This window comes from Streptomyces sp. YIM 121038, assembly GCF_006088715.1.
Classification (GTDB): domain Bacteria; phylum Actinomycetota; class Actinomycetes; order Streptomycetales; family Streptomycetaceae; genus Streptomyces.
Genome location: NZ_CP030771.1, coordinates 5055417 through 5076396, shown reverse-complemented (window position 1 = coordinate 5076396; position 20980 = coordinate 5055417). Strand labels below are relative to the sequence as shown.

Sequence of the window (20980 nt, the reverse complement as noted above, 5' to 3'; positions counted from 1 at the left end):
AGGACCTGAGCCGAAGGACCTGAGTCGAGGGACCAGAGCCACATACCGAACAGATGGATCCGAACCCGAGGACCCGAGCACGGAGACCTGAACGGCGGCCTCCAAGGGAGACCTCAAGGCACCTCACAGACCCCCGGTGCACCTCATCGGGGACCGCGAGGAACCTCACAGAGGCCCCGATGAGGAAGCCCCCGAGGAACCACCCGGGGAAGCCTCCACGGCGGCGTCCGCAGGACCCCCGCGGGCACGCGGAACGCCCCGGAAACGGGCGCCCCGCAATGGTTCCCGAAGGAGCCCCTGAGGTGTCCCTGAAGATCTTCGGCGGATCTCCGCCGAAGCCGTGGGCAGGACCCTGGCGGGGCTCCGGTGGAACCCTGAAGGAAGCCGGAGGATCCCGGAAGAGCGGTGCGGGAATGCCTTGTGAGAGGCGACACTCGTGGTCTGGGCAGACAGGGGGAACCAGCTGATTTCCCGGCGCGTGGATACGATCAGTAAGCAGTACGAGGATGACAACGACGGAGGAGGTGCCCCATGGGAGTTCTGAAGAAGTTCGAGCAGCGACTCGAAGGTCTGGTCAACGGCACCTTCGCCAAGGTGTTCAAGTCCGAGGTCCAGCCGGTCGAGATCGCGGGCGCGCTCCAGCGCGAGTGCGACAACAACGCGACGATCTGGAACCGCGAGCGGACGGTCGTCCCGAACGACTTCATCGTGGAGCTCAGCGCCCCCGACTTCGAGCGCCTGAGCCCGTACTCCGGACAGCTCGGCGACGAGCTGTCCGGCATGGTGCGCGAGTACGCGAAGCAGCAGCGCTACAGCTTCATGGGCCCCATCAAGGTCCACCTGGAGAAGGCCGAGGACCTCGACACCGGCCTATACCGGGTGCGCAGCCGCACGCTCGCGTCCAGCACCTCGCAGACCCCCGACGCGGCTCCCGGCGGCTCCGCGGGCCCCGGTGGCCCGGCGAGCCCCGGCGGCGGGCCCACGAGCGCGGGCCAGGGCGCCCGTGGGGGCTTCGGCCAGCCGCAGGGCCCCTCGGGCGCCCCTCCCATGCCCGCCGCGCCGCCTCCCGGCGCGGGCGCGGGCCGCGGCGCCCAGGCGCCGGGCCGCCCGCCGCAGGGCCCCGGCGCGGGCCCGGGCGCACAAGTACGGCGCTGGATTGAGATCAACGGCAATCGCCACCAGATCTCCCGCCCGACGCTGGTGCTGGGCCGCAGCACCGACGCCGATGTGCGGATCGACGACCCCGGCGTATCCCGCCGGCACTGTGAGATCCGGACCGGAACGCCCTCGACGATCCAGGATCTCGGGTCTACCAACGGCATCGTGGTAGACGGGCAGCACACCACCCGCGCTACGCTCCGCGACGGCTCGCGGATCGTCGTGGGCAGCACGACCATCATTTACCGGCAAGCCGAAGGGTGAAGCGGGGGCAATGTCAGAGCTGACCCTGACGGTCATGCGGCTGGGTTTCCTGGCCGTTCTGTGGCTGTTCGTGATCGTGGCCGTCCAGGTCATCCGCAGCGACCTGTTCGGTACGCGCGTCACTCAGCGCGGCTCGCGCCGTGAGGGCGGACGGCAGGCGGCCCGGCAGGCCGCCGCGCCACCGCCGCAGCGCCAGCAGGACGGTGGCGGCCGCGGACGGCAGGGCGGCGGGGGCGGCCGCCAGCGCCGTGGCGCCCCCACGAAGCTGGTCGTCTCGGAAGGGACGCTCACGGGTACGACCGTGGCCCTGCAGGGCCAGACGATCTCGCTCGGCCGGGCGCACGACTCGACCATCGTGCTGGACGACGACTACGCCTCCAGCAGGCATGCCAGGATCTATCCGGACCGTGACGGCCAGTGGATCGTCGAGGACCTCGGGTCCACCAACGGCACGTATCTCGACCGGACCCGCCTGACCACCCCGACGCCCGTTCCGCTGGGCGCGCCGATCCGCATCGGCAAGACCGTCATCGAGCTGCGGAAGTAGTACGACAATGAGCGAGCGGAGCGAGCGAGCCGACGCGGTCCAGATTCAGGACGCCAGCGCGCTCCCGACCGGAGGGTGGGCACCGTGCGGATGTACCCGGAGCCGACGGGCGAGGTGCGCATGAGTCTGTCACTGCGCTTCGCCGCCGGATCGCACAAAGGCATGATCCGGGAAGGGAACGAGGACTCCGGTTACGCCGGTCCGCGGCTCCTGGCCATCGCCGACGGCATGGGGGGTCAGGCCGCGGGCGAGGTGGCGAGCTCCGAGGTGATCTCGACGCTCGTCACGCTCGACGACGACGTGCCGGGTTCGGACATCCTCACCTCGCTCGGCACCGCCGTGCAGCGGGCCAACGACCAGCTGCGGCTGATGGTCGAGGAGGACCCGCAGCTGGAGGGCATGGGCACGACGCTCACCGCCCTGCTGTGGACGGGCCAGCGGCTCGGCCTGGTGCACGTCGGCGACTCGCGCGCGTATCTGCTGCGCGACGGCGTGCTCACCCAGATCACGCAGGACCACACCTGGGTGCAGCGGCTCGTGGACGAGGGCCGCATCACCGAGGAGGAGGCGACGACGCATCCGCAGCGCTCGCTGCTGATGCGCGCCCTCGGCAGCGGCGACCACGTGGAGCCGGATCTGTCGATCCGCGAAGTCCGCGCGGGCGACCGGTACTTGATCTGCTCGGACGGCCTCTCCGGCGTCGTGTCGCACCAGACGATGGAGGACACGCTCGCCAGCTACCAGGGCCCCCAGGAGACCGTGCAGGAGCTGATCCAGCTCGCCCTGCGCGGCGGCGGCCCGGACAACATCACGGTGATCGTGGCCGACGTCCTGGACATCGACACCGGCGACACCCTCGCGGGCCAGCTGTCCGACACCCCCGTGGTGGTCGGCGCGGTCGCGGAGAACCAGCTGCAGACGAGCGACGGCGGAGCCATGGAGACCCCGGCGGGCCGCGCCTCCGGCCTCGGCCGTCCCGCGCCGCCGTCCGCGGGCGGCTTCGGCCCGCCCGGCAGCGGCGACACCGCGGGGTACGTCCCGGAGGGCTCCTTCGGGGCGTACGACGACGAGGACTTCGTGAAGCCCGGCGGCGGCCGCAAGTGGCTGAAGAGATCGCTGTACACGGCCCTCGCGCTCGCCGTGGTCGCGGGCGGCCTCTACGGGGGCTACCGCTGGACGCAGACGCAGTACTACGTGGGCACGAACGACGAGCACGTAGCGCTCTACCGCGGCATCGACCAGGACCTGGCCTGGGTGAGCCTGTCGAAGGTCGAGAAGGACCACCCCGAGATCGAACTCAAGTACCTGCCGCCGTACCAGCGCAAGCAGGTCGAGGAGGCCATCGTCGAGGACAGCCTCGACGACGCCCAGCGGAAGATCGAGGAGCTGGGCCTGCAGGCGTCGGCGTGCGAGAAGGACGCCGAGCGGCGCAGGATCGAGCGGGAGAACAAGGAGCGTTCGGAGCGCGAGTCCAAGCCGAGCGCCAAGCCCGGTGAGGGCGAGGCGGGCGGCATGAGCGGCCAGACCGGCGCACCCGCGTCCGACGACGACAAGAACGCCAAGGACGACAAGTCCAAGTCCACCACCGCACCGACTCCCACACCCGGCCCCAGCCTCTCCGAGGAGGAGAAGAAGCTGGTCCCGCAGTGCGGTAAGCAGTAAGCAGCCGTTGGGGGCCCTTGCACGCCATGAGCAGTAGCACTACACACACGTCGACGATCGGCGCCATCGGTGCGCCGAGCCGGCGCAACACCGAGCTCGCGCTCCTGGTGTTCGCCGTCGTCATTCCGCTGTTCGCCTATATGAACGTGGGCCTCGCTATCTCCGGCGAGCTCCCCCCGGGCATGCTCGGCTACGGCCTCGGACTCGGCCTGCTCGCGGGCGTAGCGCACCTGGTGGTGCGCAAGTTCGCGCCGTACGCCGACCCGCTCCTTCTGCCGCTCGGCACGCTGCTCAACGGCCTGGGCCTGGTGGTGATCTGGCGCCTGGACCAGTCGGAGAGACTCCAGCAGCTGGCCAAGGCGTCGTTCGGGGCGTTCAGCCCGTCCGCGCCGAAGCAGTTGCTGTACTCGGCGGTCGGCATCGCGCTGTTCGTGATCGTCATGCTGTTCCTGAAGGACCACCGCGTCCTGCAGCGGTACACGTACATCTCGATGGTCGCCGCGATCGGGCTGCTGCTGCTGCCGCTGGTCCCGGGCCTCGGCAAGAACATCTACGGCGCCAAGATCTGGATCCAGGTCGGCGCGTTCTCGATCCAGCCCGCGGAGTTCGCGAAGATCGTCATCGCGGTGTTCTTCGCGGGCTATCTGATGGTCAAGCGGGACGCGCTCGCGCTGGCCAGCCGCCGCTTCATGGGTCTGTACCTGCCGCGCGGCCGTGACCTCGGTCCGATCCTCGCCGTGTGGGCGATGTCCATCCTGATCCTGGTCTTCGAGACCGACCTCGGTACGTCGCTGCTGTTCTTCGGCATGTTCGTCGTGATGCTGTACGTCGCCACGGAGCGCACCAGCTGGATCGTGTTCGGTCTGCTGATGTCGGCCGTGGGCGCGGTCACCGTGGCCTCCTTCGAGCCGCACGTGAAGGTGCGTGTGGACGCCTGGCTCGACCCGTTCAACGCCGATGTCATCCAGGCGACCGGTACCGACCAGATCGCCCAGTCAATGATGGCGTTCGGCTCCGGCGGCACCCTCGGCAGCGGCCTCGGCCAGGGCCACTCCGACCTGATCGGCTTCGCCGCCAACTCCGACTTCATCCTCGCCACGTACGGTGAGGAGCTGGGTCTCGCCGGTGTCATGGCGATCCTGATGATCTACGGCCTGATCGTGGAGCGGGGCGTGCGCACGGCGCTCGCGGCCCGCGACCCGTTCGGCAAGCTGCTCGCGATCGGCCTGTCCGGCGCGTTCGCCATCCAGGTGTTCGTCGTCGCGGGCGGCGTCATGGGCCTGATCCCGCTGACCGGTATGACGATGCCGTTCATCGCGTACGGCGGTTCGTCCGTGATCGCCAACTGGGCGCTGATCGGGGTCCTGCTGCGCATCAGCGACACCGCGCGCCGCCCGGCGCCGTCGCCCGCCCCGAACCCCGACGCCGAGATGACCCAGGTGGTACGGCCGTGAACAAGCCCCTGCGCCGCATCGCGATCTTCTGCGGACTGCTCGTCCTCGCGCTGCTCGCCCGGGACAACTGGCTGCAGTACGTCCAGGCCGACAAGCTCGCCGAGCACGCCATGAACCGCCGCGTGCCGATCGAGCGGTACGCGCAGCCGCGCGGCGACATCATCGTGGACGGCAACCCGATCACGGGCTCCAAGAAGGTCGACGGCGACGACTTCAAGTACAAGCGGACGTACAAGAACGGGCCCATGTGGTCGCCCGTCACCGGCTTCGCCTCGCAGCGCATAGGGGCCACCCAGATCGAGTCCATCGAGGACCGCATCCTCACCGGCAACGACGACCGGCTCTTCTTCCGCCGCAGCCTCGACATGCTGACCGGCAAGAAGAAGGAGGGCGGCAACGTCGTCACGACGCTGAACGCCGCCGCGCAGAAGGCCGCGTACGACGGCCTGAAGACCCGCGGCAAGGGCGCCGTCGCCGCGATAGACCCGGAGACGGGCGCGATCCTGGCGCTGGCCTCCACCCCGTCGTACGACCCCTCCCGGTTCGCGGGCAACACCAACAAGGAAGCCGAGACGTTCGGGAAGCTGGACAAGGACCGCGACAAGCCCATGCTGAACCGGGCGCTGCGCGAGACCTACCCGCCCGGTTCCACCTTCAAGGTGGTCACCGCCGCGGCGGCCCTGGAGCACGACCTCTACACGGACATCGACTCCAAGACGCGCTCCCCGCTGCCCTGGGTGATGCCCGACACCCGCACCGAGCTGAAGAACGAGGGCCCGATCCCCTGCAAGAACGCCACGCTGCGCGAGGCGCTGCGGGTGTCCTGCAACACCGTCTTCGGCAAGATCGGCTCCGATCTCGGCAAGGACAAGATGCTGGAGACGGCCGAGAAGTTCGGCTTCAACGAGGAGCAGTTCGTCCCGGTCCGTTCCAACGCCTCGAACTTCCCCAAGGAGATGGACAAGCCGCAGACCGCGCTGTCGTCCATCGGCCAGTTCGAGACGGCGGCGACGCCGCTGCAGATGGCGATGGTGACGTCCGCGATCGCCAACGACGGGACCCTCATGGAGCCGTACATGGTCCGCGAGCTCCAGGCGCCGAACCTCGACGTGGTCGAGAAGCACTCGCCGAAGGAGATGAGCAGCCCGCTGTCCAAGGAGAACGCGCAGAAGCTCCAGGACATGATGCAGACGGTCGTGAACGAGGGCACCGGCACCAAGGCCAAGATCCCCGGCGTCACCGTCGGCGGCAAGACGGGTACGGCCCAGCACGGCCTGAACAACAGCAAGAACCCGTACGCGTGGTTCATCAGCTACGCGAAGACCGAGTCGGGTTCTCCGGTCGCGGTCGCCGTGGTCGTCGAGGACAGCGCGGCGAGCCGTGACGACATCTCCGGTGGCGGTCTCGCGGCTCCGATCGCGAGGGACGTGATGAAGGCGGTCCTCGACAGCAAGAAGTGACCCGTGTCACGGCCACTCCACATCGGTGCACGTTGCGATACCGGTCCTGTATCGGGTGACGGTTGCGGCCGGGTCACGTTAGGCGATCCGGGTACGGTATGCCCGGACAGCACACCGCCGGACCGCGCAACACGGTGCGGTCGGGACCGACGGAGAGGGCTGGAATAGCTATGGAAGAGCCGCGTCGCCTCGGCGGCCGGTACGAGCTGGGCCAGGTGCTCGGCCGCGGCGGAATGGCCGAGGTCTACCTCGCGCACGACACCCGCCTCGGCCGCACCGTGGCGGTGAAGACGCTGCGGGTGGACCTCGCCCGCGACCCGTCGTTCCAGGCCCGGTTCCGCCGTGAGGCCCAGTCGGCCGCCTCGCTCAACCATCCGGCGATCGTCGCGGTCTACGACACCGGCGAGGACTACGTCGACGGGGTCTCCATCCCGTACATCGTCATGGAGTACGTCGACGGCTCCACGCTGCGCGAGCTCCTGCACTCCGGGCGCAAGCTCCTTCCCGAGCGCGCCATGGAGATGACGATCGGCATCCTCCAGGCCCTGGAGTACTCGCACCGCAACCAGATCGTCCACCGCGACATCAAGCCCGCGAACGTCATGCTGACGCGCAACGGCCAGGTCAAGGTCATGGACTTCGGCATCGCCCGCGCCATGGGCGAGTCCGGCATGACGATGACGCAGACCGCGGCGGTCATCGGCACCGCGCAGTACCTCTCGCCCGAGCAGGCCAAGGGCGAGCAGGTCGACGCGCGCTCCGACCTCTACTCCACTGGCTGTCTGCTGTACGAGCTGCTGACCGTGCGCCCGCCGTTCGTGGGCGACTCGCCGGTCGCGGTGGCCTACCAGCACGTGCGGGAAGAGCCGCAGGCCCCGAGCGTCTTCGACAACGAGATCACGCCCGAGATGGACGCGATCGTCCTCAAGGCGCTCACCAAGGACCCGGACTACCGCTACCAGTCGGCGGACGAGATGCGCGCCGACATCGAGGCCTGCCTCGACGGCCAGCCCGTCGCCGCCACCGCGGCGATGGGAGCCGTCGGCTACGGCGGCCACCCGGACGACCAGGCCACGGCCATGCTGCACCCGCAGAACGGCGGGCCGGGCCAGGGCCAGACGTCGATGATGCCCCCGGTCAACCCGGACGACGGCACCTACGGCTACGACGAGAACGGCCGCCGGGGCCGCCAGAAGAAGAGCAACACGTCGACGATCCTCCTGGTCGTCGCGGGCATCCTCGTCCTGGTCGGCGCGATCCTGATCGGCAAGTGGGCGTTCAGCGGCGGCGGAGGCGCGGCCGACGACAAGAAGGCACCGAATTTCGTCGGCGAGACGCTGAAGGAAGCCAAGGAGTCCGCGGCGAACGTCGACCTGAAGATCGAGGTCTCCGAGCGCAAGCCCTGCGAGAAGTACCCCAAGGGCGAGATCTGCAAGCAGGACCCGACCGAGGGCACCAAGGTCGAGAAGGGCGACACGATCAACGTGGTCGTGTCCACGGGAGCCCCGAAGGTGGCGGTCCCGAGCGTCCTCGGCCTGGACGAGGACGAGGCCACCGAGAAGCTCGAGGGCGACGACTACCAGCTCAAGGTCGAGACCAAGCAGCGGATCTCCACGGAGACCGAGGGCAAGGTCCTGGAGCAGGACCCGGTCACCGGCACCGAGGTGCAAAAGGGCAGCACGATCACGCTGTACATCGCCAAGGAGCAGCAGAAGCCCACCGTCCCGGACGTGTCCGGTCAGACGTGGGAGGCCGCGAAGAAGCAGATCGAGGACAGCGGGCTCAGCGCGACCCGTACGGACGTGGAGAGCGACAGCGTCGAGGAGGGCAAGGTCATCCAGACCACGCCCACCGCGGGCACGAAGGTCGACCCCAACTCCACGGTCACCGTCCAGGTCGCCAAGAAGAAGGCCGAGGAGGAGGACGTCCAGGTCCCCACCGTCACCGGCCAGAAGCTGTCCGACGCCCGTGACGCCATCGAGGACGCGGACCTGACGGTCGGCAACATCCAGGGCCCGCAGGACGACGACGCCCTGGTGGTCCTCGCCGACCCGGCCGCGGGTACGAAGGTCAAGTCCGGCACCGCCATCAACCTGACGACCATCGGGGGCGGCGGCGGCCAGCAGGGCGGCGGCGACAACGGCGGCGGTGACGACGGAGGCGGCGGCTTCATCGAGGGCGCCACCGGCTTCGGCCGTCACGAGCGGGACTGAGTCCCGAGCCCCCTACGGGAAGAGCCCCGGCACCACTGTGGTGCCGGGGCTCTCTCGTGCGCGGGCCGCGTCGGTGGAGCTCGGCCGGCCTGCGCGTCAGCGGAGCTCGGGCGGCGGTGTCCGCTTGTTGTCGACCTTCTCGACGCGCTCCAGTTCGCCCCACACCACGTAGCGGTACGCCGACGTGTACACGGGTGTGCAGGTCGTGAGCGTGATGTAGCGGCCGGGCTTCTTCGCGCCCGACTCCTTCGGGACCGGGTCGAGGACGCGGACGTTGAACTTCGAGGTCTCGGGGAGGGTCTTGTAGACCTTGTACACGTACCACTTGTCGCGGGTCTCGAAGACGATCGGGTCGCCCTCGCCGATCTTGTCGATCTTGTGGAACTTCGCGCCGTGGCCGTCGCGGTGGGCGGCCAGCGAGAAGTTGCCCTTCGCGTCCTGCGGCAGGGCCGACTTGACCGGGTCCGTGTAGTAGCCCGCGACGCCGTTGTTGAGGGTGTGGGTGGCGGTGCCCTTCTTCACGAGGATCTCGCCGCCGCCCATCGCCGGTACGTGGAGGAAGCCGATGCCGTCCTTGGTGTTCAGGGCGCCGGGGCCGCCGGCCCAGTGGTCGCGGACGCGGTCGCCCTGCTTCCTCGCCTCGCGGTCCGCTATGACGTTCGTCCACCACAGCGAGTAGACGACGAACAGGCCCAGGATCAGGCCCGCGGTGATGAGGAGTTCGCCGAAGACGCTGACGGCCGTCGCGATGGGGCCGCGGCCGCGCGGCGGCGGCCCGTCCGCGGGCTTGGACTCGTCGGTCCGCTCGTCCTCTTCGGTGGTGGCTGCCACTGCATCCGCCCTGTCTGTCTCGGCTTTCCGGCGCCCTTAGTCGACCAGCGCGGCCGGTTTCCCCTTGGCCCGTGGCCGGTCTTCGACCATCTTGCCCCACACGATCATTCGGTACTTACTCGTGAACTCGGGGGTACAGGTGGTCAGTGTGATGTAGCGGCCGGGTTTCGTGAAGCCGGAGCCCGGTGGGACGGGGCCGAGGACCGCCGTGTTGCCGGGGCTGGTCTGCGGGAGGATGCTCGCCATCTTGTAGACGTAGTACGTGTCCTGCGTCTCGACCACGATCGGGTCGCCGGGTTTGAGCCGGTTGATGTACCGGAACGGCTCGCCGTGGGTGTTGCGGTGTCCGGCGACGGAGAAGTTGCCGGGATCCGCGTCCGGCATCGGGGTCTTGGTGCCGCCCTCGCTGTAGTGGCCGACCATGCCCCGGTCGAGGACCTTGTGCTTGTCGATGCCCTCGGCGACCGGCACGACGACGTCGAGCTCGGGGATGTGCAGCAGCGCGAAGCCCTGCCCGGGCTCGAAGGCGCCGGGCTTGCCCTTGCCCTTCGCCCAGTCCTCCTGGAGGTCGCGGGCGGCGGCGTTCGCCTGCTGATGGGCCCTTATGTTCGTCCACCACAGCTGGTACGTGACGAACAGGAGCATCAGGACGCCCGCGGTGATGAAGAGCTCGCCGATGACGCGGCTCGCCACGGTGGCCGGGCCCGGTCTGCGGGCCCGCTCGGCGCGCCGGGCTTCGACCCTGGTCAGCGGGCGGTCCGGCACGCCCTCGGCGGCGGGAGCCGCCCGTGCCCGCGCCTTCGCGCCCCGGCGGCCCTTGTGCTTGGCCGCCTTCCGCCGCGCGGCCCGGCCGCCCGGCACCACCGGCCCGCCCGCTATTCGACGGGTGTCCGCGGTCCGCAGGCCGATGGTCGCGTCGTCCGGCGGCGGAACGTACGGCTCCGGGGCCTCGGGGACGAGCTGACCAGGCGCAGGTTGATCGAGCCCGGGCTGACCAGGCGCGGGCTGATCGGGGTCGGGCGCGTCCGGCGGAGACGCACTGCGGAACCACGGTGACGGGTGCTCCCCCGCCCCCGTCGCGTCGGCGCCCCCGTGCGCCTCCGCGGTCACGCCGTGGCCCTGCCCACCACCGGGGCGAGCCCGCTCGATCGTGCGACGGCCCCGGCGTCTCCGCACTCGGCGAGCCAGTTGGCGAGCATCAGGTGCCCGTGTTCGGTGAGGACGGACTCGGGGTGGAACTGCACGCCCTCGACGGGTAGTTCGCGGTGGCGCAGGCCCATGATGATGCCGTCCGCCGTGCGGGCGGTGACCTCCAGCTCCGCGGGCACCGTGGCGGGCTCGGCCGCCAGCGAGTGGTACCGGGTCGCGATGAAGGGCGAGGGCAGGCCCGCGAAGACGCCCTTGCCCTCGTGCGTGACCGGGGAGGTCTTGCCGTGCAGGAGCTCCGGCGCCCGGTCGACGACACCGCCGTACGCCACAGCCATCGACTGCATGCCCAGACAGACGCCGAAGACGGGGACCCCGGTGGCGGCGCAGTGGCGCACCATGTCCACGCAGACGCCCGCCTGCTCGGGGGTGCCGGGGCCCGGCGACAGGAGGACTCCGTCGAAGCCGTCCTGCGCGTGCCGCAGCTCGACCTCGTCGTTGCGCAGCACCTCGCACTCGGCGCCCAGCTGGTACAGGTACTGCACGAGGTTGAAGACGAAGCTGTCGTAGTTGTCGACGACGAGGATCCGCGCGCCCATCAGTTGTCCACCGTCACGTCGTTGAAGGGAAGCAGGGGCTCGGCCCAGGGGAACACGTACTGGAACAGCACATAGACCACGGCGAGGACCAGCATCAGGGAGATCAGTGCTCTCACCCATGCGTTCCCCGGCAGATGTCGCCAGATCCAGCCGTACATGCCGTCCCTTTCGTCGCCACACGGCCACCCGGCCCCATCGCACCGGCCGTCGCCGCCGTACCGCACCAGACTAACGGCGCAGTGCCTCGGGTTTCCCGGCCTCCACGGGCTGGGTGGCGTCCAGATGGGCCCAGGCGATCAGACGGTGGCTGTGGCCCCACTCGGGCTCGCAGGTGGTCAGGGTGAGATAGCGGCCGGGCGCGCGGTAGCCGGAGCCCCGCGGCACCGGGTCGACGACCCCGATGTCACTGGGCAGCGTCTTGTACGGCTTCTTGTCGATGCGGTACGTGAACCAGGTCGTGCCGTCGGTCAGGACCACCGCGTCGCCGGGGCGCAGCGCGGGGAAGTCCTTGAACGGGTCGCCGTAGGTGCGCCGGTGTCCGGCCACGGCGAAGTTGCCCCGCTGGCCGAGCCGGGCGGTGCGCGCGTAGTGGCCGAGGCCCTTCTTGAGGGTGTCGGTGGCGGTGCCCTGGAGCACGGGCTTGTTCCACGTGAAACCGAAGCGGGGGATGTACATGACGGCGAAGGCCTCGCCGTTCTCGTAGGCGGCGGGCTTCGGGGGCGAGGCGTCCAGGGCTCCGGCGCCGGTGGCGACCCGCCCCTGGGACCACCGGTCCTGGAGACGGTCGACCTGGTCGTCCATGGCCCGGTCGGCCTTCACTCCGGTCCAGAACAGCACGTAGACCACGAAGAGCACGATCAGGGTGCCGACGGTGACGCACACTTCGCTGAACGTCCGGACGAGCACGCGCACCGACACCGCAGGGACCTCCCGAGCGAGCGCTACTCCACAGGCTTCGCGTGATGGAGGTTCACTGTGCCCGAGTAGCCGGGAAGAGTCACCGCCCCGTCGTCGTCGACTTTCCAGCCGAGCCCGTAGGCGTTGACGTACAGCATGTAGTTCTGGATCTCCGGCGAGGCGGCGAGGGCCTTCTTGAGGCGGTCGGGGTCGCCGATCGCGGTCACCGTGTACGGGGGTGAGTAGACGCGGCCCTGGAGGATCAGGGTGTTGCCGACGCAGCGCACGGCGCTGGTGGAGATCAGCCGCTGGTCCATGACCTTGATGCCTTCGGCGCCGCCCTGCCACAGGGCGTTGACCACGGCCTGGAGGTCCTGCTGGTGGATGACCAGGTCGTTGGGCTGCGGCTCGGGGTAGCCGGGGAGCTTGGCGGTGGCGTGCGGCGGGGCGTCGGTGAGGGTGACCGAGACGGCCGGGCCGCTCAGCTTCTTGGTGCCCGCGTTCCGCTCCAGGGCGCTGAGCCGGGCGGCGTCGGCCTTGGTGCCGGGGCTGTCGCGGCGGGCGAGGGACTCGACCTCGTCGCGGAGCGAGCCGGTGGACGCGTCCAGGTCCTTGTTCTTGCGGCTGCGCTCCTGGATGAGGTCGGAGAGCTTCAGGAGGGAGTCGTCGGTACGGATGTTGGTGCCCTTGGCCGTGTTGAAGCTGGTCATGAAGAGCAGCCCGGCGAGCGCGAAGACGCCTGCGGTGAGCACGCGGACCGGCCGCCAGCGGCGGCGTCGGCCCGTGCCCGGGGACGGCCGGCCCGGGCCCGTGGGGAAGTCGGCGGAATTGCTCAACGTACCCTTATCTCCTTCACCGCCGCGGAAGCACTACGCTAACGGACGCCCGGGGGAAGACTTAGCGCACCGTAGTGTCCGCTCCCGGCGCCGGACCCAGTTACCTGCGCGGCCACGCAGCGCATCGACAGGAGAGACCCTCGTGCCGAAGTCACGTATCCGCAAGAAGGCAGACGACTACACGCCCCCGTCGTCGAAGAAGGCGACGAACATCAAGCTGACCAGCCGCAGCTGGGTCGCTCCGGTGATGCTGGCGATGTTCCTGATCGGCCTCGCCTGGATCGTCGTCTTCTACGTCACGGACGGCGAGCTCCCGATCGACCCGCTGGGGAACTGGAACATCGTGGTCGGCTTCGGCTTCATCGCCGCGGGCTTCGGCGTCTCCACTCAGTGGAAGTAACGATCCGGGGTAACGGCGGGGGCGGAACGCAAGCCCTGGCCTGAGTTATCCACAGCGCGAGCGGTGCCATCCACAGACCTGGGGAAAGGTCTGAAGATCTGTGGATAACTCTCCGGACGTTGACGCCGGTGTGACTGGCCGACCGCCCTGGCCCGGTCCGCCCATCCCTTGCCCCGCCTGGGAAAACCCGGATCGGCGACGCACGGAACAGACGTTCCCCACTTCGTGCACAAGATCGGGCACAGACTGTGGACAACCTGGGGTGAGACGGTGGGGACATCCCCGTACCCGCACCGGGCACGGGGGCGGTCCTGTACCCCGGCCCACAGCGCCGCTGAAGGGCCGTGGCCCCGCCCGGGAACGGGCGGGGCCACGGCAGCCTCGGCTGGACCGGAGCCTCAGGTGAGCTGCACGGTCCGCACGATCACGGTGGCCGCGATCACCAGGAACACCAGGGCGCAGGTGCCCCACTGCACCAGGGCCCGGCGCTCGCGCGGCGCGTGCACCATGCCGTACGCGATGGCGACACCGGCGACGAGACCGCCGACGTGCGCCTGCCAGGCGATGCCGCTCCAGGTGAAGGTGAAGAGCAGGTTCAGCGCGAGCAGGGCGATGACCGGACGCATGTCGTAGTTCAGCCGGCGCATCAGGACCGCCGTCGCGCCGAGCAGGCCGAAGATCGCTCCGGAGGCGCCGAGCGAGGCGTCACTGGGGTCCGAGACCAGATACGTCAGGGCGCTGCCGCCGAGCCCCGACAGCAGATACAGGGCGAGGAACCGCGCCCGGCCGAGCGCCGCCTCCAGGGGGCCGCCGAGCCACCAGAGCCCCAGCATGTTGAACGCGATGTGCCAGATCTCCTGGTGCGTGAACATGGCCGTGACCAGGCGGTACGCCTGACCGTCCGCCACGCCCTCGGTGGCGGGGAACGGCTCGGGCGGCCACCGGCCGATCAGGAACAGGTCCCCGACGAGGTCCTCACGGGCGCGGACCGCGACGAACACCAGCACGTTGAGCGCAAGGATGATCTTCGTGAGCAGGCGCGGGTCCTGCGTGAGCGTGCCGCCCGCCAGCGTGCGCGGCTGAGCGGCCGCCGGAGCGTGCCCGGTGCCGGAGCCGCCCTTGACGCACTCGGGGCACTGGAAGCCGACGGAGGCGCTGATCATGCACTCCGGGCAGATCGGACGCTCGCAGCGGGTGCAGGTGATCCCCGTCTCCCGGCCGGGATGCCGGTAGCAGCTCGGCAGGCTCTGCGCGTCCTGCGGCCCCTCCGGGCTGCCTGGCGCCTGGTCCATCGCGGTCCCCTCTGGTCTGCCGTACGCGGGCGGCGCCGGCATGCTGGTCAACGCACCGCCCCGCCCTCCTCTACGGATGGGCGGGGCGGTTTTGTTCCCCGGCGGGCGGGTCCTCCCGGACGGGCGGGAGCTCCCGACGGACGGGATCGAGCGTGGAGGCGCTCAGCCCTCGCGCGTCTCGACGACGACGGACTCGATGACGACGTCGTTCACCGGGCGGTCCGTGCGCGGGTTGGTCTGCGTACCGGCGATGGCGTCCACGACCTTCTTGCCGGCGTCGTTGGTGACCTCGCCGAAGATGGTGTGCTTGCCCGTCAGCCACGCGGTCGGGGAGACCGTGATGAAGAACTGCGAGCCGTTGGTGCCCGGGCCCGCGTTCGCCATGGCCAGCAGGTAGGGCTTGGTGAAGGCGAGGTCCGGGTGGAACTCGTCCTTGAACTCGTAGCCCGGACCACCCGTGCCGTTGCCCAGCGGGTCGCCGCCCTGGATCATGAAGCCGCTGATCACCCGGTGGAAGACCGTGCCGTCGTACAGCTTGTCCGTGGACTTCTTGCCGGTCGCGGGGTGCGTCCACTCGCGCTCGCCCTGGGCGAGCTCAACAAAGTTCTTGACCGTCGTGGGCGCGTGGTTCGGCAGCAGCCGAATCTCGATGTCGCCCTGGTTGGTCTTGAGGGTGGCATAAAGCTGCTCAGCCACGATCTGCCTTCCGTTGTCCTCTGTGACTCTCCGATCCTCGCACGGACCGGTTTGGGACGAGTAGCCGCCGAGCAGGCACACCTGGGGACGATCCGTGGCATTGTCGTCGGCGGGCCCTGCCCGCACCGGATGGAGCGGCTTCGCCCGTCACGGATCGCGCGGCTCCGGGTGCACCGGGAGCCGCGGTACGAGCCCTGCCGGACGCCGTGCCGAACACCGTGTCGCACCGGCGGCCGGGGCGGACCGACGCGCGCCCCGCGCTCGCGGGGACGCCCCGGATGCCCATCCGCGCGTGGACCGGTTCCATCCCGGCAGGCATGATCCCGGAAAGGGTGGAAAGGTGACATACCTATACGCCACCAAGGAGGAGGATCCCGTGACCCGCAAAGACAGCGTGCGCGCCGCGGCCGACTCGGCGAAGGAAAGCGCGCGGCACGCCGCGGACGCGGTGGCGCCCTACGCCGAAGAAGCCAAGGACCGGGCCACCCACCTGGCACAGGAGGCCCGCTCGCGCCTCGCCCCGAAGGTGTCGCACGCGGCGCACACCGCCGCCGACCAGGCCCGCGCCCAGTACGGGGCGCACGTCGCGCCGCGCGTGACGCAGGCACGGGGGCATGTGCCGCCGAAGCTCGACCACGCCGCGCACGAGGCCGCCGTCCGCACCCGCAAGGCCGCCCGCCAGGCCGCCGACTTCTCGAAGCCCCGCATCGAGCACGCCGTGGCCGTCTCCGGACCGGTCCGCGAGGAGGCGGCGGCCCGGGGTGCGGCGGCCCTCGCCGCGCTGCGCGGTCAGGTGTCGCCGCAGGAGATCAAGGAGATCGCCCGCAGGCAGGAGCGCCGGTCCCGCACCGGCCGCACGGTCAAGCGGCTCGCGGTGCTCGGCGTGCTCGGTGCCGCCGCGGTCGCCGTGTGGAAGTGGTGGGACAAGCAGGCCAACCCGGACTGGCTGGTCGAGCCCCCCGCGGCCACCGAGGTCCCCGATCGCACCCCGCTCACCTCGGTGGACGGCAGCGGCCAGGCGTCCCTGGACCCCGAGGTGCAGGCGAAGCAGGCGGAGGCCGAGGCGGAGGGCCGGGACGAGCGGGACTGACGCGAGGGCCGGGGGCGGGGTGCCGGACCTCGCCCTCGGGCGGGCGTCCCGTACGGCACCGGACCCGCGGGCCGGACCCCGTCAGGGATCCAGCCTCCCCTCCACCACGTCCAGCGCCACCCCCGATAGCTTCCGCTGGTGCGAGCGGGCGTAGCCGCGCAGCAGCGCGAACGCCTCGTCCATGGTCAGCGCCCGGCTCGCGGCGAGCACGCCCTTGGCCTGCTCGATGACGAGACGGCTGGTCAGGGCGTGCTGGAGCTGCCCGGCGAGGGTGTGGGACCGGCGCAGCTCGTCCTCCCGCTGGAGCGCGGCGGCCACGATGTCCGCGAGGGACTGGCTGATGGCAAGCCCTTCGTCGGTGACCGGCTCCTCGGCGGAGCCGAAGAGCACCAGCGCGCCGACGGTCCGCTCACGGCCCCGCAGCGGATGAGCCGCGACATGCGTACAGCCGAGGGCCAGCGCACGCGGTGCGTAGTGGGGCCACCGCAGCCGGACGACCGGGTTCTCCAGGTCCGTCAGGGGCACGGCGCGGCCGGTCTCCCGGCAGTACGCCGCTGGTCCCTCGCCCTGATTGTGGTGGCCGAGGACGAGGTCCCGCGCCTCGGGCCCGGACGCGTACACCTGCTCCTCGCCCGTCTCGGACGGCACGCCGAGGACCGCGCAGGCGCGGGCGCTGAGGAGTTCGCTGCTGCGCTCGGCGAGCGCGGCAAGGAGCGCGGGCGGATCGACCGGTTCACCCGGCGCACCGCCCGCCAGCTCCACGAAGGCCTCGGCGAGGCGCTGCTGTGACATCGTCATGGCGACTCTCCCGGAGTGATCTTCAAGTCACCGGCCACGATCTTTCCCGCGAGCACCTCCAGGCTCTCCGCGCCGCTGTACGCCCGCGCCTTGATCAGCGCGAGGGCGTCCTCGACACGACATCCCACGTACACGGAGAGCATGCCCGCCGCTTGCTGCACCACGTCCCGATGGTCGGTGCCGCCGTACAGCTCGGGGTCGGCGTCGGGGTCGAGGAGGACGGTGCGGGCCAGCGCTTCCACGATCTCCGTGAACATCCGGGTGCCGACGAGGCCGGGGCGCGGGTCGAACACCGCGAGCGCCCCGAGGCACCGGTCGCTGGAGTCCAGGGGGACCGCGGCGACCTCGTGGATGCCCAGCGCGGTCAGGGCCGGGCCGTAACAGGGCCAGCGCGTCTCGATGGCCTCGTGCGAGGCGAAGACCAGGTTCCGGCACCGGGTGGCGTCCCTGGTGGGGCCTTCGCTGAGCATGAACTCCAGGTCCTGCGCCGCCCGCGCCGGTGCGTCCGACGCGGCGACGGCGAGCTGCCGCTGCCGGCCGTCCACGAGGGTCAGCGCCGCGCTGCTCGTGCCGCAGGCTTCGGCGACCCCGCTCATGAACCGGGGCCGGGGGCCGTCACCTTGCTCCCACCCCGTCATGCGGCGCGCGAACGCTTCCTGCAACTGGGCCGACGAACGGTGACATCCCGCAGTGGAATGCAGCGCGGCGGCGATGTCCAGATGCATCTCGCGGCCTGTCGTCGCCGCGAGGATCTCGTGTCGAGCCGCAGCCTCCTCCGCACGGGCAGCCCGTGTCCGCGCGGACGCGGCTCGACGCCAAGCCGCCAGGGCCTGGCCCACAGAGCCCTCGCCCGAGGTCATGCCTCAAGCCTACGCCCGCCCTTGTGAGCGGTGGCGGCTGTTCCGGGCCTTTCGTCATCACAAGAGGGACGGGCCTCGCACGCCAGCACGAGAAGAGACGCACTCGAACGCTCGGGTGCGGACGGTTCCCGTACCGTGACCGTACGAAGCGGAACACGTCATTTCGTGGAGGTGCCGACGCTCTCCTCCGCCGTGGCGTTGCCTTCCTCCATCAGCAGGACGACGCCTCCGTGGTGGCCCTCGAAGGGCGAGCAGACCACGTAGCACGTGATGCGGCGGCCGATGCGGTTCACCGCGGACACCGAGACCGGGCCGGTGCGCTTGCGGCTGTCGAGGCACTTCTGGACCGCGGGCCGCAGCTCCTCGGTGGGCAGCCCGAAGTCGAGTCCGAAGAACAGCTCGTCCATGACCTCGTCCCGGCGCAGCCCCCACAGCTCGGCCGCGCCCCGGTTCCAGCTCTTGACCTTGGTGTCCGCGTCCAGGACCACCACGCCGGCCGCGATGCTGCTCATCACGCCTTCGAGGAAGGCACGGACCTCGTCCAGCTCCTCGGTGCGGATCCGCATCTCCTCGTTCATGGTCTCCAGTTCCTCATTGCCGGACTGGAGTTCCTCGTTCGTCGTCTCCAATTCCTCGTTCGTGGACTGGAGTTCCTCGTTCGTGGTCTCCAGCTCCTCGATGCTGGACTGGAGTTCCTCGTTCGTCGTCTCCAGCTCCTCGTTCGTGGACTGGAGTTCCTCGTACGCCGTCTCCAGCTCTTCCCGGACGCGCTTGACCTCGGACTTGAGCTGGGTGGGGACCGTGACGTCGGAGAAGCTGATGACGGTGCCCGCCGGTAGTCCGTTGGATCCGGTGAGCGGCTGGATCAGGATGTCGACGTACTGGAGGTCGTCGCCGACGCGGCGCTCCACGCTGTTGACGCGCAGCGTTCTGCGCTCGTGCGTGGACTGCTCGATCAGCGAGCGCAGCTCGACGGGCCGGTAGGAGATCTCCAGGTCCTGGAAGGGCCGGCCGCAGTCGTTGGTGGTGAGGCCGAACTGCACGCGCGCCTGGCTGTTGATCAGTGTCACCGAGCCTTCGGTGTCGACGGCGACCGCGGGCACCGGCAGGGCGTCCAGGATGAGGTCGCGCATCTGGCGGTTGCGCGCCGCCGAGCGCGGTTCGAACGCGACGCCCGCCCGGACCTTCAGCGGGGCGGGGTGGTAGGGCGGCCCGGAGCCCCCGGGGCGGCGCCGGAAGAGGCGCTGGCGCATGTTGACGACCTGGAAGCGGTCGGCGTCGTTCAGGAGCATCTCGGCCTTGCCGAGGAAGAGGAAGCCGCCGTCGCGCAGCGCGAAGTGGAAGCGGTCGATGATCTGCGTCTGCGCCTCGACGTTGAAGTACATCAGGGTGTTGCGGCACACCAGCAGGTCGAGCCGGGAGATGGGGGCGTCCCGGGTCACGTCGTGCCGCCCGAAGATCACCCGGCGCCGCAGATCGGGCCGGAAGCTGTACTGCGCGCCGTTCTGCTCGAAGTACTTGTCGCGCAGGTCCACCGGCAGGGCCTCCAGGCTCTTGGCGGTGTACAGCGCGGTGCGGGCCTCGCGCAGGGCCTCCTCGTCGACGTCCGTCGCGTAGATCTTGACGCGGTTCAGGCTCTCCTCGATGCCGAGCGCCTCGGCGAACATGATCGCCAGTGAGTACGCCTCCTCACCGCTGGAGCAGCCCGCGCTCCACACCCTGATCTCGTCGTCGGCCCCGGCCGCGGCGAGCAGCTCGGGCAGGACCTCGCGCTGCAGATACGTCCAGGCGTCCGGGTCGCGGAACATCGAGGTGACGTTGATCAGGATGGTGTTGAAGAGCGCGCCGAACTCGTCCGCGCTGGCCTCAAGGCGGTCGCGGTAGTCCGCGTACGAGGAGACTCCGGCGTCCGTCATCCGCTTGCGGATGCGCCGGCCAAGAGAGGAGCGCTTGTATCCGGTGAAGTCGAAGCCACGGGCGTCCCTCAGAAACCCGAGGAGGTCCTCCAGCTCCTCGTCGGTCTCGGAGTCGTGTGTTTCGCCCATCAGTGCCTCTTGGTCTCGACAAGTCCGCGGATCACCGCGGCGATCTCCTCAAGGGGTAGCACGAAGTCCACTGCTCCTGTACCCAGGGCCGTCTGGGGCATGCTCTTGAACTCCGCCGACTGCGGGTCCTGCACGATCACCGTACCGCCGCGGGACTTCACCGCGTCCACGCCCATGGCGCCGTCGACACCCGTCCCGGTCAGCACGGCGGCGATGGCCCGCGGCCCGTACGCGCCCGCCACCGACTCGAACAACAGGTCCGCGGAGGGGCGCACGAAATGGACGAGCGCGCTGCTCGACAGCGTCAGGACGCCGTCGGCAGCCACCAGCAGATGCCGGTCGGGCGGAGCGATGTAGACGGTGCCGGGCTCCGTCCGTTCGTCCTGCTCCGCGAGCTTCACGTTCAGCTCGGTACGGCGGCCGAGCACGTCGGCGATGACCGTGCGGTGGCGCCGGTCCAGGTGCTGGACGACCAGGAGGGGCACCGGCAGGTCCTCGCCGAGCTCGCCGAGCAGCACGCCCAGGGCGTGGATCCCTCCGGCCGACGACGCGATGGCCGCCACCGCGTAAGCATCCTCGCCGGAGGCCGCCGGGGGCTGATGAGCCGTCACAGGGAGGAGCCTAGCGAACCACCAGGGCCTTGGCAGGAAGGCGGGAACGGCGTCCGGCCGGGGCGGTGCCGCGCCCGCGCGCGTTACGCCAGGTGGCGCAACCGGGCGTGCGCCACCACGC

Annotated in this window: 19 protein-coding genes; 8 read left to right on the top strand and 11 right to left on the bottom strand. The window is 70.1% G+C overall.

The genetic code is table 11. The features are described from left to right. Window positions 1-531 precede the first annotated feature (531 nt). The 6 genes from C9F11_RS21600 to pknB all read left to right on the top strand — a co-directional run bounded on the left by C9F11_RS21600 (window position 532) and on the right by pknB (window position 8758). Entirely contained in the window at window positions 532-1422 is an 891-nt protein-coding gene (locus C9F11_RS21600; RefSeq protein ID WP_138960819.1) for a DUF3662 and FHA domain-containing protein, read from the top strand. A 10-nt stretch (window positions 1423-1432) separates the two neighbouring features. Next, window positions 1433-1969 (top strand): FHA domain-containing protein, encoded by a 537-nt coding sequence (locus C9F11_RS21595; RefSeq protein ID WP_138960818.1) that lies wholly within the window; start codon window positions 1433-1435, stop codon window positions 1967-1969. Window positions 1970-2089: 120 nt separating this feature from the next. Beyond that, window positions 2090-3631 (top strand): Stp1/IreP family PP2C-type Ser/Thr phosphatase, encoded by a 1542-nt coding sequence (locus C9F11_RS21590; RefSeq protein ID WP_171076104.1) that lies wholly within the window; start codon window positions 2090-2092, stop codon window positions 3629-3631. A gap of 26 nt (window positions 3632-3657) precedes the next feature. Then, entirely contained in the window at window positions 3658-5085 is a 1428-nt protein-coding gene (locus C9F11_RS21585; RefSeq protein ID WP_138960816.1) for an FtsW/RodA/SpoVE family cell cycle protein, read from the top strand. Further along, window positions 5082-6545, top strand: coding sequence for a penicillin-binding protein 2 (locus tag C9F11_RS21580; protein ID WP_138960815.1), 1464 nt, complete (start codon window positions 5082-5084; stop codon window positions 6543-6545). Before C9F11_RS21585 ends, C9F11_RS21580 begins: the two co-directional genes overlap by 4 nt. A 170-nt stretch (window positions 6546-6715) precedes the next feature. Then, entirely contained in the window at window positions 6716-8758 is a 2043-nt protein-coding gene (gene pknB / locus C9F11_RS21570) for a Stk1 family PASTA domain-containing Ser/Thr kinase (RefSeq protein ID WP_138960814.1), read from the top strand. Window positions 8759-8854: 96 nt separating this feature from the next. Here the strand turns inward: pknB and C9F11_RS21565 are convergent, their stop codons facing one another. The 5 genes from C9F11_RS21565 to C9F11_RS21540 all read right to left on the bottom strand — a co-directional run bounded on the left by C9F11_RS21565 (window position 8855) and on the right by C9F11_RS21540 (window position 13067). Beyond that, window positions 8855-9589 carry a class E sortase gene (locus C9F11_RS21565; protein ID WP_138960813.1) on the bottom strand — a complete coding sequence of 245 codons (735 nt, stop codon included), beginning with the start codon at window positions 9587-9589 and terminating at the stop codon, window positions 8855-8857. A gap of 36 nt (window positions 9590-9625) precedes the next feature. After that, window positions 9626-10699, bottom strand: coding sequence for a class E sortase (locus C9F11_RS21560; protein ID WP_249401826.1), 1074 nt, complete (start codon window positions 10697-10699; stop codon window positions 9626-9628). After that, window positions 10696-11334, bottom strand: coding sequence for an aminodeoxychorismate/anthranilate synthase component II (locus tag C9F11_RS21555; protein ID WP_138960812.1), 639 nt, complete (start codon window positions 11332-11334; stop codon window positions 10696-10698). Before C9F11_RS21555 ends, C9F11_RS21560 begins: the two co-directional genes overlap by 4 nt. Before the next feature lie 228 nt (window positions 11335-11562). Beyond that, on the bottom strand, window positions 11563-12246 hold the full coding sequence (locus C9F11_RS21545; RefSeq protein WP_138966817.1) for a class E sortase: 684 nt from the start codon (window positions 12244-12246) through the stop codon (window positions 11563-11565). A 29-nt stretch (window positions 12247-12275) separates the two neighbouring features. After that, a complete protein-coding gene (locus tag C9F11_RS21540; RefSeq protein WP_138960811.1) occupies window positions 12276-13067 on the bottom strand; it encodes a DUF881 domain-containing protein in 792 nt (263 codons plus the stop codon). A 142-nt stretch (window positions 13068-13209) separates the two neighbouring features. On the opposite strand from C9F11_RS21540, the gene crgA reads away from it, so the two are divergent. Next, a complete protein-coding gene (crgA, locus tag C9F11_RS21535) occupies window positions 13210-13467 on the top strand; it encodes a cell division protein CrgA (RefSeq protein WP_138960810.1) in 258 nt (85 codons plus the stop codon). A gap of 398 nt (window positions 13468-13865) precedes the next feature. Here the strand turns inward: crgA and C9F11_RS21530 are convergent, their stop codons facing one another. Further along, the gene (locus C9F11_RS21530; protein ID WP_138960809.1) at window positions 13866-14759 is read right to left on the bottom strand and encodes a rhomboid family intramembrane serine protease; all 894 of its coding nucleotides are present in this window, start codon (window positions 14757-14759) and stop codon (window positions 13866-13868) included. A 162-nt stretch (window positions 14760-14921) separates the two neighbouring features. Further along, a complete protein-coding gene (locus tag C9F11_RS21525; protein ID WP_138960808.1) occupies window positions 14922-15455 on the bottom strand; it encodes a peptidylprolyl isomerase in 534 nt (177 codons plus the stop codon). 376 nt (window positions 15456-15831) lie between these two features. On the opposite strand from C9F11_RS21525, the gene C9F11_RS21520 reads away from it, so the two are divergent. Continuing rightward, the gene (locus C9F11_RS21520; protein WP_138960807.1) at window positions 15832-16545 is read left to right on the top strand and encodes a DUF5324 family protein; all 714 of its coding nucleotides are present in this window, start codon (window positions 15832-15834) and stop codon (window positions 16543-16545) included. 81 nt (window positions 16546-16626) lie between these two features. Here C9F11_RS21520 and C9F11_RS21515 read toward each other — a convergent pair whose 3' ends face one another. From C9F11_RS21515 to C9F11_RS21500, 4 genes are all read right to left on the bottom strand, one after another. Continuing rightward, on the bottom strand, window positions 16627-17343 hold the full coding sequence (locus C9F11_RS21515) for a GAF and ANTAR domain-containing protein (RefSeq protein ID WP_138960806.1): 717 nt from the start codon (window positions 17341-17343) through the stop codon (window positions 16627-16629). Next, window positions 17340-17981, bottom strand: a complete 642-nt coding sequence (locus C9F11_RS21510) for a GAF and ANTAR domain-containing protein (RefSeq protein WP_249401825.1) — start codon at window positions 17979-17981, stop codon at window positions 17340-17342. The genes C9F11_RS21515 and C9F11_RS21510 overlap by 4 nt, the downstream gene beginning before the upstream one ends. A gap of 380 nt (window positions 17982-18361) precedes the next feature. After that, window positions 18362-20248, bottom strand: coding sequence for a CheR family methyltransferase (locus C9F11_RS21505; RefSeq protein ID WP_138960804.1), 1887 nt, complete (start codon window positions 20246-20248; stop codon window positions 18362-18364). After that, window positions 20248-20859, bottom strand: coding sequence for a chemotaxis protein CheB (locus C9F11_RS21500; RefSeq protein WP_138960803.1), 612 nt, complete (start codon window positions 20857-20859; stop codon window positions 20248-20250). Before C9F11_RS21500 ends, C9F11_RS21505 begins: the two co-directional genes overlap by 1 nt. Window positions 20860-20980 lie beyond the last annotated feature (121 nt).

Excerpts from the sequence above, each read along its gene's own strand:
- C9F11_RS21530 (WP_138960809.1), bottom strand. The coding sequence starts at position 14,759 with ATGGACCAGGCGCCAGGCAGCCCGGAGGGGCCGCAGGACGCGCAGAGC.
- C9F11_RS21555 (WP_138960812.1), bottom strand. The coding sequence starts at position 11,334 with ATGGGCGCGCGGATCCTCGTCGTCGACAACTACGACAGCTTCGTCTTC.
- pknB (WP_138960814.1), top strand. The coding sequence starts at position 6,716 with ATGGAAGAGCCGCGTCGCCTCGGCGGCCGGTACGAGCTGGGCCAGGTG.
- C9F11_RS21595 (WP_138960818.1), top strand. The coding sequence starts at position 1,433 with ATGTCAGAGCTGACCCTGACGGTCATGCGGCTGGGTTTCCTGGCCGTT.
- C9F11_RS21515 (WP_138960806.1), bottom strand. The coding sequence starts at position 17,343 with ATGACGATGTCACAGCAGCGCCTCGCCGAGGCCTTCGTGGAGCTGGCG.
- C9F11_RS21590 (WP_171076104.1), top strand. The coding sequence starts at position 2,090 with ATGAGTCTGTCACTGCGCTTCGCCGCCGGATCGCACAAAGGCATGATC.
- C9F11_RS21510 (WP_249401825.1), bottom strand. The coding sequence starts at position 17,981 with ATGACGGGGTGGGAGCAAGGTGACGGCCCCCGGCCCCGGTTCATGAGC.
- C9F11_RS21600 (WP_138960819.1), top strand. The coding sequence starts at position 532 with ATGGGAGTTCTGAAGAAGTTCGAGCAGCGACTCGAAGGTCTGGTCAAC.
- C9F11_RS21505 (WP_138960804.1), bottom strand. The coding sequence starts at position 20,248 with ATGGGCGAAACACACGACTCCGAGACCGACGAGGAGCTGGAGGACCTC.
- C9F11_RS21585 (WP_138960816.1), top strand. The coding sequence starts at position 3,658 with ATGAGCAGTAGCACTACACACACGTCGACGATCGGCGCCATCGGTGCG.